General features: G+C 66.8%; 17 protein-coding genes. 10 read left to right on the top strand and 7 right to left on the bottom strand.

Annotated features, from left to right (window positions below; genetic code table 11):
* On the bottom strand, positions 1-1,220 hold a 1,220-nt coding region (locus QMG73_RS45375; protein ID WP_281906276.1), incomplete at its 3' end, for a phosphoenolpyruvate carboxykinase (GTP).
* Between the two features lie 338 nt (positions 1,221-1,558).
* On the opposite strand from QMG73_RS45375, the gene QMG73_RS45370 reads away from it, so the two are divergent.
* From QMG73_RS45370 to QMG73_RS45355, 4 genes are all read left to right on the top strand, one after another.
* Positions 1,559-2,137, top strand: a complete 579-nt coding sequence (locus tag QMG73_RS45370) for an RNA polymerase sigma factor (RefSeq protein WP_281906274.1) — start codon at positions 1,559-1,561, stop codon at positions 2,135-2,137.
* Between the two features lie 23 nt (positions 2,138-2,160).
* Positions 2,161-2,706, top strand: a complete 546-nt coding sequence (locus QMG73_RS45365) for a GtrA family protein (RefSeq protein ID WP_281906272.1) — start codon at positions 2,161-2,163, stop codon at positions 2,704-2,706.
* Between the two features lie 72 nt (positions 2,707-2,778).
* Positions 2,779-3,420, top strand: coding sequence for a GtrA family protein (locus QMG73_RS45360; protein ID WP_281906270.1), 642 nt, complete (start codon positions 2,779-2,781; stop codon positions 3,418-3,420).
* Between the two features lie 8 nt (positions 3,421-3,428).
* Positions 3,429-3,917 (top strand): MaoC/PaaZ C-terminal domain-containing protein, encoded by a 489-nt coding sequence (locus tag QMG73_RS45355; RefSeq protein WP_281906269.1) that lies wholly within the window; start codon positions 3,429-3,431, stop codon positions 3,915-3,917.
* Positions 3,918-3,930: 13 nt separating this feature from the next.
* Here QMG73_RS45355 and QMG73_RS45350 read toward each other — a convergent pair whose 3' ends face one another.
* The 3 genes from QMG73_RS45350 to QMG73_RS45340 are packed head-to-tail and all read right to left on the bottom strand — an operon-like array spanning position 3,931 to position 5,571.
* The gene (locus tag QMG73_RS45350; RefSeq protein ID WP_281906267.1) at positions 3,931-4,476 is read right to left on the bottom strand and encodes a PH domain-containing protein; all 546 of its coding nucleotides are present in this window, start codon (positions 4,474-4,476) and stop codon (positions 3,931-3,933) included.
* Positions 4,477-4,518: 42 nt separating this feature from the next.
* Positions 4,519-5,364, bottom strand: coding sequence for a biotin--[acetyl-CoA-carboxylase] ligase (locus tag QMG73_RS45345; RefSeq protein WP_281906266.1), 846 nt, complete (start codon positions 5,362-5,364; stop codon positions 4,519-4,521).
* Positions 5,365-5,370: 6 nt separating this feature from the next.
* Positions 5,371-5,571, bottom strand: coding sequence for a hypothetical protein (locus tag QMG73_RS45340; protein ID WP_281906265.1), 201 nt, complete (start codon positions 5,569-5,571; stop codon positions 5,371-5,373).
* Between the two features lie 106 nt (positions 5,572-5,677).
* Between QMG73_RS45340 and QMG73_RS45335 the strand changes: the two genes are divergently transcribed.
* Complete coding sequence (locus tag QMG73_RS45335) at positions 5,678-7,258, top strand: acyl-CoA carboxylase subunit beta (RefSeq protein ID WP_281906264.1); 1,581 nt, start codon at positions 5,678-5,680, stop codon at positions 7,256-7,258.
* Positions 7,259-7,330: 72 nt separating this feature from the next.
* Here the strand turns inward: QMG73_RS45335 and QMG73_RS45330 are convergent, their stop codons facing one another.
* Complete coding sequence (locus tag QMG73_RS45330; RefSeq protein WP_281906263.1) at positions 7,331-8,053, bottom strand: M50 family metallopeptidase; 723 nt, start codon at positions 8,051-8,053, stop codon at positions 7,331-7,333.
* Positions 8,054-8,216: 163 nt separating this feature from the next.
* Here QMG73_RS45330 and QMG73_RS45325 point away from each other — a divergent pair, with 163 nt between their 5' ends.
* Positions 8,217-8,420, top strand: a complete 204-nt coding sequence (locus QMG73_RS45325; protein ID WP_281906261.1) for a hypothetical protein — start codon at positions 8,217-8,219, stop codon at positions 8,418-8,420.
* Positions 8,421-8,537: 117 nt separating this feature from the next.
* On the opposite strand, the gene QMG73_RS45320 is transcribed toward QMG73_RS45325, so the two are convergent.
* Entirely contained in the window at positions 8,538-8,783 is a 246-nt protein-coding gene (locus QMG73_RS45320) for a hypothetical protein (protein ID WP_281906258.1), read from the bottom strand.
* Positions 8,784-8,822: 39 nt separating this feature from the next.
* The gene (locus QMG73_RS45315) at positions 8,823-10,844 is read right to left on the bottom strand and encodes a serine/threonine-protein kinase (protein ID WP_281906257.1); all 2,022 of its coding nucleotides are present in this window, start codon (positions 10,842-10,844) and stop codon (positions 8,823-8,825) included.
* 73 nt (positions 10,845-10,917) lie between these two features.
* Here QMG73_RS45315 and QMG73_RS45310 point away from each other — a divergent pair, with 73 nt between their 5' ends.
* The 4 genes from QMG73_RS45310 to QMG73_RS46570 all read left to right on the top strand — a co-directional run.
* Positions 10,918-11,109, top strand: coding sequence for an acyl-CoA carboxylase subunit epsilon (locus tag QMG73_RS45310; protein WP_281906256.1), 192 nt, complete (start codon positions 10,918-10,920; stop codon positions 11,107-11,109).
* A 4-nt stretch (positions 11,110-11,113) separates the two neighbouring features.
* Positions 11,114-11,524: a hypothetical protein gene (locus tag QMG73_RS45305; RefSeq protein WP_281906254.1), complete on the top strand. Its 411-nt coding sequence runs from the start codon at positions 11,114-11,116 to the stop codon at positions 11,522-11,524.
* 1,177 nt (positions 11,525-12,701) lie between these two features.
* Positions 12,702-13,778 carry a type VII secretion-associated serine protease mycosin gene (gene mycP / locus QMG73_RS45300; protein ID WP_281906253.1) on the top strand — a complete coding sequence of 359 codons (1,077 nt, stop codon included), beginning with the start codon at positions 12,702-12,704 and terminating at the stop codon, positions 13,776-13,778.
* A 108-nt stretch (positions 13,779-13,886) separates the two neighbouring features.
* Positions 13,887-13,971: helix-turn-helix domain-containing protein (locus QMG73_RS46570; RefSeq protein ID WP_407676956.1), on the top strand; the 85-nt coding region annotated here is incomplete at its 3' end.

Raw genomic sequence — 13,971 nt, 5'->3', positions numbered from 1 at the left:
TCGTCGTACTCGTCGGCGAGGATCGGGCACTGCGTGATCGGCGTGCAGAAACGCGAGTTGGGGTGGCTCGACAGCTCGTCCGAATCCGGCGTCCAGTCGTTGCCCTTCCAGTCGGTCAGGTGCGCGGGCGGCTCGCCCATGCCCTCCCACCAGATGTCGCCCTCGTCGGTGAGCGCCACGTTGGTGAACACGGAGTTGCCCCGGTCCAGCGTGCGCATGGCGTTGGGGTTCGTCTTCCAGTCCGTGCCCGGCGCCACGCCGAACAGCCCGTACTCGGGGTTCGTGGCGTACAGGCGACCGTCGTCACCGAAACGCATCCACGCGATGTCGTCGCCGATCGTCTCGACCTTCCAGCCGGGAATCGTCGGCTCGAGCATCGCGAGGTTGGTCTTGCCGCACGCCGACGGGAACGCGCCCGCCACGTAGTGCACACGCCCCTCGGGCGAGGTCAGCTTGAGGATCAGCATGTGCTCGGCCAGCCAGCCCTCGTCACGGGCCATGACGCTGGCGATACGCAGGGAGTAGCACTTCTTGCCCAGCAGCGAGTTGCCGCCGTACCCCGAGCCGTACGACCAGATCTCCCGGGTCTCCGGGAAGTGCGAGATGTACTTCGTCTGGCTGCACGGCCAGGCCACGTCTGCTTCACCGTGCTCAAGGGGCGCGCCGATCGAGTGCAGCGCGTGCACGAACCAGGCGTCGTCGCCCATGGCCTCGAGCACCTTGGTGCCCATCCGCGTCATGATCCGCATGGACGCCACGACGTACGGGCTGTCGGTCAGCTCGACGCCGAACATCGGCTCGGCCGCCTCCAGCGAGCCCATGCAGAACGGGATCACGTACATCGTCCGGCCCCGCATGCTGCCCCGGTACAGGTCGGTCATGGTGCGCTTCATCTGCGCCGGCGCCATCCAGTTGTTGGTGGGACCGGCGTCGGCCTCGTCGACCGAGCAGATGAACGTGCGCTCCTCGACCCGTGCGACATCGGACGGGTCGGTGCGCGCCCAGAACGAGTTGGGCTTGCGTGCCGCGTCGAGCCGGACCAGCGTGCCGGCCTCGACCAGTTCATCGGTGAGCCGCCGCCACTCAGCCTCGGAGCCGTCACACCAGACGACCCGGTCGGGTGTGGTCAGATCGGCGACCTCACGAACCCATGCGAGGAGCTTCGGGTGGTGGGTAGGGGCACTGTCGAGCCCGGGGACGGTAGCCGGAGGAGCCGTCATGACCTGTTCTCCTTGGTGGTCGTCGTTGACCGAAATTGGAAATAGCCAGTACGGACGTACCGGAAAAACCGTCACGCCGTACGAGGTCACAGGATTTCCAGTCAGCGTAAACCGAGCGGCCGGTTGGGGCAGCGTGGACGGTTGTGAAAATGTGCACAAGCTTCGGCCGACCTGCACTATGACGGATTTTTCCGCGCTCCCACGCGCAACTTCGCGCAAGGTTTTCAGACGGATCATGTTCCGGGTTTGGTGAAAATCACCTCTTCGCTACTCGCCCGTATTGCCCTAGGGTGACAGCTATCTGGTGAACCGCCCGATTAGTCCCCCTGGAGGCGGAGTTGACGACCCAGGAGTTGAGTGACGCCCATCTGCTCGCCGCCGTACGCGGCGGCGACATCACCGCGTACGGCGCGCTTTACACGCGGCACGCGGGAGCCGCCCGGCGGCTCGCATACACGCTCGTCCACTGCCCGGCCGACGCCGACGACCTCGTCGCCGAGACGTTCGCCAAGGTGCTCGCGGTGCTGCGCGCCGGTCGCGGCCCGCACGTCGCGTTCCGGGCCTACCTGCACACCACGCTGCGGCACGTCCGGTACGACCGGGTGCGCCGCGACCGCCGCATCGAGTTCACCGACGACATGTCCCGCTACGAGCAGGTGCTTTCGCGGTACGAGCAGGTGGTGCCCTTCCACGACACGACGATCGCGCGGCTGGAGCGGCTGCACGCCGCCCGGGCGTTCGCCAAGCTGCCCGAGCGATGGCGCACGGTGCTGTGGCACACCGCCATCGAAGGAGAGCCGCACGCGCAGGTCGCGCCGCTGCTGGGCCTCACACCCGGCGGCGTCGCCGCGCTCGCGTTCCGAGCCAGGGAGCGGCTGCGTCAGATATACGAACGGGAGGCGGCAGGTGCCGGGTGACGGCAGCCGGTACTCTCGACTCCGTGTCAGCGACCGTCACCGGTGAGCCATCCGCACCCACACCGCCATCCGGCCTCCTGCGCCGGCTGTGGGAGCGCTTCGGCCATCTGGTGCACGAGTTGGGCAAGTTCGGGGTCGTCGGTGTCATAGCGTTCATCGTCGATCTGATCTTGTTCAATATCGCGTTGTCCGTCCTCAATATGGAGTCGCTCACCGCCAAGGTCTTTTCCACGGTGATCGCGGCCTCGGTGGCCTTCGTCGGCAACCGGTTCTGGACGTGGCGGCACCGCGCACGCTCCAACCTCGCCCGGGAGTACATCCTCTACTTCGTACTCAACGCGATTGGGCTGGGCTTCAGCCTCATTACGCTCGCGATTTCGCACTACGGCCTGGGGAGTGTGTGGCCGGTATTTCAAACCCCGGTCATGGATAACATTTCCGCAAACTTTGTTGGCGCTGCGATGGGCACCACGTTCCGTTTCTGGTCGTACCGCCGTTGGGTATTCCTGAACCCGGATGCCGAGCCAGATACACAGCGTGTGCCTGCGGTCGTCACGGAGAGCGAGTAGCTCCGAGTGACGTGCGCCAAACCTGTTGCCGGTCGCCAGGACGCGGCCGCCGAACTGCCGTAAGGTGGCCCAATGCGTCTTGTCCGCCTGCTGCCCGAGCGTTGGCAGAAGTTTCTCCGCGAGGCGTTCAAATTCGGTGCCGTAGGCGGCATCAACACCGTCATCAACTACGGATTGTTCAACATTCTTGTGCTCACCGTCCTCAAAGACGGTCAGCTCAAGGCGACGGTGATCGCGACTGTGGTGGCCACCACATCGTCGTACTTCATGAACCGGCACTGGACGTTCCGCGACCGGTCGAAGTCGGCGATGCGCCGCGAGTACCTCCTGTTCTTCGTGTTCAACGCCGCCGGCCTGGTCATCGAGCTGGGCATCCTGGCGATCGCGAAGTACGGGCTCGGCCTCACCGGCCTGCTCGCCATCAACCTGGTCAAGACCGTCGGGCTGGTGCTCGGCATGGTCTTCCGCTTCTGGTCCTACCGCACGTTCGTCTTCCGTCCGGCGCCCGCCGGCGTCGAGCACCCGCACCACTTCGACCCGGTTGGTGAGCTGGTCGAGGCGGTCGCCGAGCTGGAAGAGCCGGCCACCGTCGTGCCGCCGCAGCCACGCTCGGCGAAGGCGGCCGAGGGCATCAAAGCCGACGAGGGCATAGACGAGCTCGACATCGAGCTCGCGGCCGAGTTGGACGCCGCGCAGCGGTCCACGACCTCCTGAGCCCGGCCGTGCGCTCGGGCACCGGGGCGGAAGCGGAGCTCTTCTTCGAGGATCTCGTGCCCGGCCGGCGGTTCGACCTGGGCGCCGTGACCGTCGACGGCACCGAGATGGTGGCGTTCGCCGAGCGGTACGACCCGCAGTGGTACCACGTCGACGCCGCGCTGGCCGCGGAGAGCGAGTACGGGGGCCTGATCGCCAGCGGGTTCTACACGGTGAGCCTGTTCATGCGGGCGTACGTCGATCACGTGCTCGCCCGGGCCGCGGCCGACGCCTCTCCGGGGCTTGAAGAGCTGCGGTGGCTGGCCGCGGTGCGCGCCGGCGATCGGCTGGTGGTGCGGCTGGAAGTACTCGATCAGCGACCGTCCGCCGCGAAGCCGCACCTCGGCACGGTGACGCTGCAAGGCGTGATGCTGCGCGACGAGCGCGAGGTACTACGCCTGCGATTCCGCGGCTGGTTTCAGCGGCGCGGGGCGGCGCCCGCCGTAGCGGGCGCCTGAAAGCCCTCCGCGGTTACTGCTGGGTTTCCTTCATGATCTGCCGCATCTCCTCGTCGCCGAGGGAGTGCTTGTCGTTGTTGGCCTCGATCAGCTCGTAGAGCGTGGTCTGGACCTTCTCGACCTGCGGCATGTCGCGGAGCACCGCCTGGCCACGCTCGCCGGCCGACTCGATGGTCAGCGTGCCGCAGCCGAGCATCCGCTCGATGAACGTCTGGCTCATGGAGTGGTCGTTGACCCGGCCCAGCGGGATGTCGCGCCGGTCGCGGGAGAAGACGCCGTGCTGGAGGATGACCCGCTCGTTCGTGAAGACATGGTGGGTGGTGCGCCAGAGCAGGACTGGCCACAGCGCCTGCCAGAGCACCAGGACGAGCGCCGCGGCGGCGATCACATACAGCGCGATCATGCCGCCCGTGCCGGACGGCAGCAGCACCCATCCGGCGATGACCGCCGCGAGGGCCAGGACCAGCACGAATACTGGCTTGATCGCTTCTTTCCAGTGCGGGTGCATATGGAGAACGACCTGCTCATCCTTGGTGAGCACGTCATCGGGGAAAGCCACGCCAACCTCCTCATACCGATATGACGGGCTGACGGTAGCGCTTCAGCGCACGTGGAGCACGTCTCCGGCCGCCACCGTGTGTTCTCCTGCGTAATCACGCAGCACCAACTGACCGTCGACGTCGATGCCGGTGGCCGTGCCAGCCAGCTCGGAGCCCCCGGGCAACCGCACCCGTACCTCCCGGCCGAGCGTGCCGCAGTGGTGCCGGTACGCCTCCCGCAGACCACTCGCCTCGGCGTCGCCGCCCGCCAGCCGCCACCGGTCGTACCAGGTCGCGATGCCGCGCAGCAGCGACCGCAGCAGCGGGTCGCGGTCAGTCGACTCCGCGCCCGCGAGCTGGAGTGAGGTCGCCGGACGGTCGGTGGGCAGTTCGTTCGCGCGCAGGGTCACGTTGAGCCCGATGCCGACGACGACCGCGCCCGCCACTCCCTCGGCGAGGATGCCCGCGCACTTGGAATCGCCGATCATCAGGTCGTTTGGCCACTTGAGAACCGCCGGGATCTCGGCAACCCTGGTGACGGTCTCGACCAGGGCGACGCCCGCCAGCAGCGGCAGCCAGCCGTACGCCGCCACGGGCACCGCCAGCCAGTCCCGCTCGGCGTCGGGCCGACCGGGCCGCAGCAGCACGCTCACGGCGATGCCGGCACGCGCCGGGGAGATCCAGGTGCGGTCGCGCCGCCCACGGCCGGCGGTCTGCCGCTCGGCGACCACGACCAGGCCCTCGGGTTCGCCGCCCTGGGCCGCCTCGACCGCGTCGGCGTTGGTCGAGGCGGTCTCCGCGCGCAGGTCGAGGCGGGTCCAGAGCCCACCCGGCCGCACCAGGGCCCGCTCCAGGTTGCGCCCGTGCAGCGGCGGCCGGTCGATGTCGGTGTACGGCGAACTCACCAACCCAACCTAGTCTTCCTCCAGATGGGGTATTCCGGAGACGTAGATGGTGCCCCGCTCTTCCGGTACGTAGATCGGTTGCGCCTCGAAGTCGATCACTGGACGCTCGTCGGCCGGCTCGGGCGCCGCGTCGTGGGTGCGCCACGGCCAGCGCTGGTGGCGCATCGCCACCAGCACACCCGCTCCCAGCAGGATGAGCACTAGACCCAACACCGTCACGTTATGTCAACGAAGAGGGCAATGCGGACGAAACGTTGAGGCGAACCGCACAGGCAGCGATCCCCTGCCGCCTTCCCACCGTCGATACGATCCAGGCATGACCACCGCCGAGATCAATGTCCACACGACCGCCGGCAAGCTGGCTGACCTGGAACGCCGGGTCGACGACGCCGCACACGCCGGCTCCGCCCGGGCGGTGGAGAAGCAGCACGCCCGCGGCAAGAAGACGGCCCGCGAGCGGGTCGAGATGCTGCTCGACCCGGGCTCCTTCATGGAGATGGACGAGCTGGCCCGGCACCGGTCGACCAACTTCGGGCTCGACAAGACGCGCCCGTACGGCGACGGGGTGGTCACCGGGTACGGCACGGTCGACGGCCGGCAGGTCTGCGTCTTCGCACAGGACTTCACCGTCTTCGGTGGTTCGCTCGGCGAGGTCTTCGGCGAGAAGATCGTCAAGGTCATGGACCTGGCGATGAAGACGGGTTGCCCGGTCATCGGCATCAACGACTCCGGCGGCGCCCGCATCCAGGAGGGCGTGGTCAGCCTCGGCCTGTACGGCGAGATCTTCTTCCGCAACGTGCGCGCCAGCGGCGTGATCCCGCAGATCTCGCTGGTCATGGGCCCGTGCGCGGGTGGCGCGGTGTACTCCCCCGCCGTCACCGACTTCACCGTGATGGTCGACCAGACATCGCACATGTTCATCACCGGGCCCGACGTCATCAAGACCGTCACCGGTGAAGACGTTGGTTTCGAAGAACTTGGCGGCGCGCGCACCCACAACACCCGCAGCGGCAACGCGCACTACCTCGGTGCCGACGAGGAAGACGCCATCGACTACGTCAAGGCGTTGCTGTCGTATCTGCCATCCAACAACATGGACGACCCGCCGGTGGTTTCCGTCGAGTCCTCTGTGGACGTCACCGACGACGACCTGGCGCTCGACACGCTGATTCCCGACTCAGCCAACCAGCCGTACGACATCCACCGGGTGATCGAGCACGTGCTCGACGACGGTGAGTTCCTTGAAGTACAACCGTTGTACGCGCAGAACATCGTCGTCGGCTTCGGCCGGGTCGAGGGCCGGCCGGTCGGCGTCGTCGCCAACCAGCCCATGCACTTCGCGGGCTGCCTCGACATCGCGGCTTCCGAAAAGGCGGCCCGGTTCGTGCGCACGTGCGACGCGTTCAACATTCCCGTACTGACCTTTGTGGACGTTCCTGGTTTCCTGCCTGGTACCGGACAGGAGTGGGACGGCATCATCCGGCGCGGCGCCAAGCTCATCTACGCGTACGCGGAAGCCACCGTCCCGAAGGTCACCGTCATCACGCGGAAGGCGTACGGCGGCGCGTACGACGTCATGGGCTCGAAGCACCTCGGCGCCGACCTGAACTTCGCTTGGCCCACCGCGCAAATCGCGGTCATGGGGGCGCAGGGCGCGGTCAACATCCTGCATCGCGCCGCGCTGGCCGCCGCTGACGACCCGGCAGCGCTGCGTGCCGACCTCATCGCCGAGTACGAGGACACGCTCGCCAACCCGTACGTCGCCGCCGAACGAGGCTATGTCGACGCCGTGATCCGGCCATCGCAGACGCGGGTGCAGGTCGTGCGAGCCCTGCGCGCGCTGCGCACCAAGCGAGAGACGTTGCCGCCGAAGAAGCACGGCAACATCCCCCTCTGACCGCACGCGGAGGGTGAGGCCGCGGGAGCAACGGTCTCGAGCGCCGCGGACGTCGCGGTAGCTCAAAAGTCTTTAAATGAACGGGCTTGCGAGCAGAGCCGCTCCGGCTATCAGGGCGGCCAGGTTCACCAGGCCGAAGAAGCCCACCCAGAACAGGCCGGGAACGCGCGTCAGCCCGGCCAGCTGGTCGGCGTCCGAGTCCGGCAGGCGCCCGCGCGAGCGCAGTGTCTGCAGCTCGCCCACCGGGCGCACACCGCCGATCAGCAGGAACCACACGCCCGCGTAGGCGAACGCGGCCTGTACGTCGGCCGGCGCGAACCAGGAGACGCAGAACACGACGCCGCCGGTCACCAGCAGCGAGATGATCCCGAAGACGTTCCGGATCATCACGAGCATCGCCAGCAGCAGCGCGATGGCTACCCACAGCAACAGCGTGATGCGGTTGCCGCCGAGCAGCCAGGCACCGGCGAGGCCGATCAGCGACGGCGCGACGTAGCCGGCGAGCAGCGTGAACACCATGCCGAGCCCGGTCGGGCGGCCCGCTGACAGCGTCAGGCCGGACGTGTCGGAGTGCAGGCGGATGCCGCGCAGCTTGCGTCCGGTCAGGAGGGCTATCAGCGCGTGCCCGCCTTCGTGCGCGATGGTTATGGCGTTACGGGCTATCCGCCACGGCAGGCGGGTCAGCACCACCACGAGCGCCGCGAGGCCGGTGATGGCGACGAGCAGCAGGGGCGGATCAGGCTGGGCACCGAAGAGCTTGTCCCAGAGGTCGGTCACGCCGTCGAGAGACAACACAGCCCGCGAGCCTAGCGTCATATTCTCTCGCACGCTTCATGGGTTACGGACGAATTACCGGATATCGGCCCAACGGGTGTGACGCACTGCGCATGCTGCCTACGGACGGGCACTTCGCCCCTCCCCGGTCCACACCGGATCGGCGCACATCATGGGGGATCAGATGAGAACCACGCTTCGCAGGCTCGCGGTGCTGGCCACCGCGGCCACCCTGGCTACCGGCCTCCTCGCCTCCACGGGCGCGGCCGCCTCAGCGGCACCCTCCCAGGCGTCACGCGGTGGGCACCACCATCACCACCACGATCACTGCTGGGAGTGGCTCTGGTACGACTTCTGCGGTCACCACCATCACCACTGGTGGTGGTGACACATAACGGATGGGGCGGCGCCATTGGCGCCGCCCCATCTCATGGCCGTCTCGCCTCCCCAGGACCGGGACTGACCTGAGCCCATCCTTGAAGGAAACTGCCCAAGATCACAATAGTTAGCGCGAAAATTTTCGCACTGCTGTGGCTGCTCCCATCGGGCGCGCCGGCGCCGTTTGTTCAGAGCCAGCGTGCCGGAGGAGCATCCAGGCGGCGGCCACGCCGAGGGCGGTCACGGCGGCCACCGCGAGAACGAGGAGCATGACGGCGGCGCTCACGCCCGAGACCAGCAGGGCGGCGTCACCCGCCGCGATCAGCGCCCAAAGGGCCATCGTCGGCTTCGTCGCATGTCGTCGGTACCTCACGACGGAAGTGGTACCCCCGACGCGCGCGGAACATGCCGTTTAGTTCCGAACGGGCTTGAAACTGCTCGCTATCAGGGCAAACTCGTCTTGGTTGGCCGCCCACGTGGCGTCCGGCGTGGACCAGTAGATCGCGTACGCCTTGTCGGGCGCGGTGACGAAGCCGCGGTTGACGACGTGGATCCGGTTGCCGTTGCGACTCGTGTAGATCCACTCCCAGTCGGCGGCCTTGTCGAAGTAGTCCACCGCGGCGATCTTCACGCGCTGGTAGCTGCGGTAGTCGTTGCGACGCTGCCGCTCCTGCGCGGTCCAGTCGGCCACCGGGTCGGACTTCGGCCGGTCGGTCTGGTCGATGCCGAGGACGCGGAACTCGCCACCCTGCTCGCGGAAGTAGACCATCGTGCGGTCGCGGCTCACCGTCCAGTTCTGGGGCACTGCCACGGAGAAACCAGTGCGGTCGGTGTAGATACGCCAACCCGCCGGCAGCACAACGCCGTTCGGGGCGCCCGTCGCGCTTGGCGCGGGTGCCGGCGTGGGCGCGGCGGTCGTCGGTGCCGGTTTCGGCGCCCCCGTCGTCGGTGCGGCGGCCGGCGTGGTCGGACCGGAGGTGGCCGCTGTCGGGCCGCCCGGTACCTCGTCGTCGTCGTTCAGCGCCGAGATGAGCACCACCGCGAGCACCACCACCAGTAGCGCGGCGACCGCGGCGAGCCACGGCATCCGGTTGACCGGCTTGGGCTCGCTCGGGGCGACCGGCCCGTCGGGAGTGAGCTCGACGACCTTGGTCTGGTTGACGATTTTGGTCTCGTCTACGACTTTGGCCTGGTTGACGACCTTGGTCTGGTCTACGGCCGTCGGAGCCGCCTCGGCGGACTTGACGACCGTCGTCTCGGCGGCCGCCGGTTCTACGACCGTCGTCTCCGCGGCTGCTGCCTCTGCGGCTGTTGCCTCCGCAGACTTCGTCTCGGCGGTCTTTGTCTCGGCGGCTTTCGTCTTGGCGGCCGTTGTCTTGGCGGCCGTTGTCTCCGCGGCCTTCGTCTTGGCCGGTGAGGGCTCGGCGGGCGGGGACTCGGGAGTCGGCGTCGCGGTTGGCATCGCGATCTTTACCGTTTTGCCCGGAATGACCGGGACTGCCATCTCCGACGACTGCCTTGGTGACGGTACGACCTTGGTGGCCGTGTCAGGCTCGCGCGGACCGAACATGCTCGGCCGGCGTACACCATCAAGAAGAGGACGCACCGTGCGCGGCCGGCGGCCGGACGCGCGCCGCAACAGCTTCTCCGCCTCGTCTGCCGTGATCCGGGACCGGGGATCCTTACGCAGCAAGCCGTTGAGCACCGGCTTCATCGGACCCGCGCGGCGCGGCGGTGGCGGCGGCTCGGTCGCCAGCGCGGCCAGCGTGCCGATCGCGGATGGGCGTGCATAAGGCGACTGGCCCTCGACAGCGGCGAAAAGCGTCGCGCCCAGCGACCACAGGTCGGCTTCTGGACCGGCTGTGCCGTCGCGGGCACGCTCCGGAGCGATGTATGCCGGGGACCCCAGCACCAGCCCTGTGCGGGTCACATTGGGGTCGCCGGGCACCGTGGCCAAGCCGAAGTCGGTGAGCACCACACGACCGTCATCCGCCAGCAAAACGTTGCCCGGCTTGACATCGCGGTGCACGACACCCGAACGGTGCGCGGCATTCAACGCGCCCAGCACACCGAGCCCGATCTCAGCCGCCCGCACCGGCGTGACCGGTCCATCGCTCGCGAGCACGTCCTGCAGGGACCGCGACGCCACGTACTCCATGACGATCCAGGGGTCAGCGTCGGTGCGCAGAACGTCGAAGATGCGGACCACGTTGACGTTGTTGAGCCGGGCGATCGCGCGCGCTTCGCGAAGGGAGCGCTCCCGCATCTCCTGCCGCTCCTCAGGCGTCAGCCCGGGCGGCGGCACCAGCTCCTTGATGGCGACGTCACGGTGCAACACTTCGTCGCGGGCCTTCCACACGCGCCCCATCCCGCCCTGACCGAGCGGTTCGATCAGCCGGTAACGATCGGCGATGAGTTGGGGGGTGGCAGACACCCGTGGACTTTACCCTGTCAGCACAACAGCTACACCGTCCGGGAGTCCGTCGATGTGACGTACACTGCTTGTCATGTCGGAGTCTGAACCGATGTTCCGAGTGATCCACGGCACACCCACGGCGGAAGAGCTGGCCGCTCTGGTCGGCGCCGTCCTGGCGCGCACCCGCCCCACTACCCCGGCGCCGCCCGCGGTCTCGCGTTGGGCGCGCAGTGCCCGTCCCGGTGGGGGCGCGGGGTGGGGATGGAATCGACTAACATCGTGATGTGGTGGCGCGGCCGTTTGACGACCCCACACCGGGGTGGCTGAGCGACTACGCCCAAATCGAGGCTGATATCAGCCAGATGGCCGAATTCGCCGCACTGCTGCGCTCCGAAGTCGTCGACAATTACGCACCCCGCGCGGTGCACGTCTCTGACGAGCTTGCCACCGAGCTGCCCGAGCCACCGGAGTCATTTCCCGAGCTGGCAAACTTCGCGCGGGCACACCGAGACTCGCAGCTCAACACATCCGATCTCGTGTACTTCTACCAGGAAGCCACCTGGGGCCTAGCCACCGCCGCATCCGACATCAGCACCCGCTACGGCGAAGTAGACGCGTTCTCCGCCGCCCGAGTGTCCGAAGTGGAGGATGCACTCGACCAGACCGCCGCCGCTCGCCCACCTTCGGCCGAGGCGTGACATGTCCTGGGAGCGCAGCGGCATCCCCGGCGGCTACACCGGCACCGACTGGCGCCGCCACGACGTAACGTCAATGTGGCAGGCCGTCGAAGACCAGCACACCGACGGCCACTGGAAACTCGTATCCGGCTGGCGCCGCACCGCCGAGCTGACGTCTACTCATTTGAGCCGCCTTGAGCAGTACCGTGCCAACCTGATCGCAGCCTGGCCACCCGACCGCAACGCCGCCGCGGCCGCATACGTGTCCCGCCTCGACTTCCTCATCCAAAATGTACGCACGACCCACGAAGTCGCGGTCGCAAACTACACCACGTTCGGCGCGACCGTTGGGGCACTCGCAGGCGCCCAGCGCGACCTGAAGCCGCTACACGACGAGTACATCCGCACACTGCTAGCGATCCGCGACCACGAGGCGCTGGTCGCCCACAACGCCGCGTCCGAGGCAGTAAGCACAGTGGGCCGCCCGCCAGCGACGCGGGCTGATCTCGAGGTGCTGAACAATCGGGCGCGCGCCATCATGTTCTCCCTGAGCCACACCCTGATCGAGGCCGAAGCCGCCCTGAAACACCCTCCGACCTACATGCCCCAGTCAACCTTCGACTATGGAGATCCGGACATCTACTCAACCGAAGGCGCGGAGCGCATCAGACCTTCGCAGACCGCATCGACGGCAGGCACCCCCGATGCCGTCCGAGACGGGCGGGCACCTCAACTGGGATCTCCGACGACGAACCGGCCCGCCGCACAGTCGCCGACGCCTTCGCCTTCGCGAATAAGGCCAACTTCTTCCTCTACTATCTCGCCCGCTTCGGATGGATCATCCGAGAGAACCATCGGATCTAGATCCGGCATGCCTACAGAGGCTTTGGACTGGCCTCGCCGAACCCCCGCACCCGGAGGTCTAATTGGGCAGGTCCCCGGATCGAGCATCGTGGTAAAGGATGCAAGGACGCCAAGCCGAGTCAATCCTGCGGGTGGCGTGATCGGCAGCCCCGTGCCGTCGCCATTATTTGCTAGCCGCCCCATAGATCCCAGGCGAGATCCGAATCGTCTGCGCTCGAATACCAACACTCCCTGGGAGACACTGGAAGGCATTAGTCCAGTGATAACGCCGCCAAAGAGGGCTGACTCATTCGATCCAGGCCCAGCGATCGGACTGTAAGGCGGTGGCATCCCCTTGAAAAGGGCTTCAATACTTGCCACGATTCTAGTCCTTTGCCTTCCTTCCCTTCAACTGGACCGCATCAGGGAAGACCAGTGGCACCTCCACTCTCTGCGCGTCGCTGACGCGCACAAGTACAGTCTCGGCGAGGGGGTTACGGTCGCGGTCATTGACACCGGCGTATCACCTCATCGCGATCTCCGCAAAAATCTTCTTACGGGCGCCGATGTTACTGGAAGCATCGGCATAGGCCATGAAGACACCGACTCTCACGGAACAGGTATGGCTGGCCTAATTGCAGCCCACGGCTCCACTCGCGATGAAGGCGCAATGGGAATTGCACCAAGTGCGGACATACTCCCTATCCGCGCAGCTCTTGAGGGCACGCAGAGTACCGCAGATAACCTCGCCGCTGGAATCGAATGGGCGGTCGCACATCAGGCGTCCGTAGTGAATATTTCGCTCTCCGGCGGGCCATCGGCCCGACTCCGCAGCGCCATAGACTTGGCCCTTCAGCACGATGTAGTTGTTGTCGCAGCAGCGGGAAACAGACCAGCCGCAGCCTCGGTCGGATTTCCGGCACGGTTGGAAGGTGTTGTTGCGGTGGGGGCGGTCGACCGCAGCGGCTCCCATATTGATGCTTCTGTAGCTGGGCCGGAGGTTGTCATTTCGGCGCCAGGAGTCGATATTTACAGCACCAGCTACGGCGACAAGTACCGCAAGGGTACTGGAACGTCGGACGCTACGGCGATTGTGGCGGGGGCGGCCGCGTTGGTCCGGAGTAAGTATCCGGAACTGTCGGCGCGGGAGGTTGTTCATCGGCTCACAGCGACTGCTACTGACAAAGGGCCGCCTGGGCGGGACGAGATGTACGGGTATGGGGTGCTCAATCTTGTCGCGGCGTTGACTGCCGATGTGCCGCCGCTTTCCCCGGGTGTCGAATCCTCGGCCACATCGTCTGTAGCCAAGCCTGGCCGTGAAGGTGGCGGGCGGCTTTTTCCGGTGGTGGTGGCGATTCTTGTGGCCGCAGGTGGGGGCGCCTCGTTGGTTCTGTGGTTACGGTATCGGCGCCGCAAAGGCTCCGCGGCTTAGACCAGACAGCGAATGTGGTGAGCGAAGTCAATCTTGAACATTTGTTGTTGCTCTGGCGGTTTCAAGATCTGGCTGCAACACCCACGTTTCTGCAGGTAGGAGTGGGTTGTGGCAGAGAGATTGTCCGCGTTGGAGCGGGAACGGATCGGGTTGGGTCGGGCGGCGGGTGAGTCGATCCGGCAGATCGCCCGGT

Origin of the sequence: Phytohabitans aurantiacus (assembly GCF_027923225.1) — a bacterium.
Taxonomy (GTDB): Bacteria; Actinomycetota; Actinomycetes; order Mycobacteriales; family Micromonosporaceae; genus Phytohabitans; species Phytohabitans aurantiacus.
The sequence above is the reverse complement of the archived record's forward strand: the minus strand, read 5'-3'. Positions and strand labels throughout refer to the sequence as shown.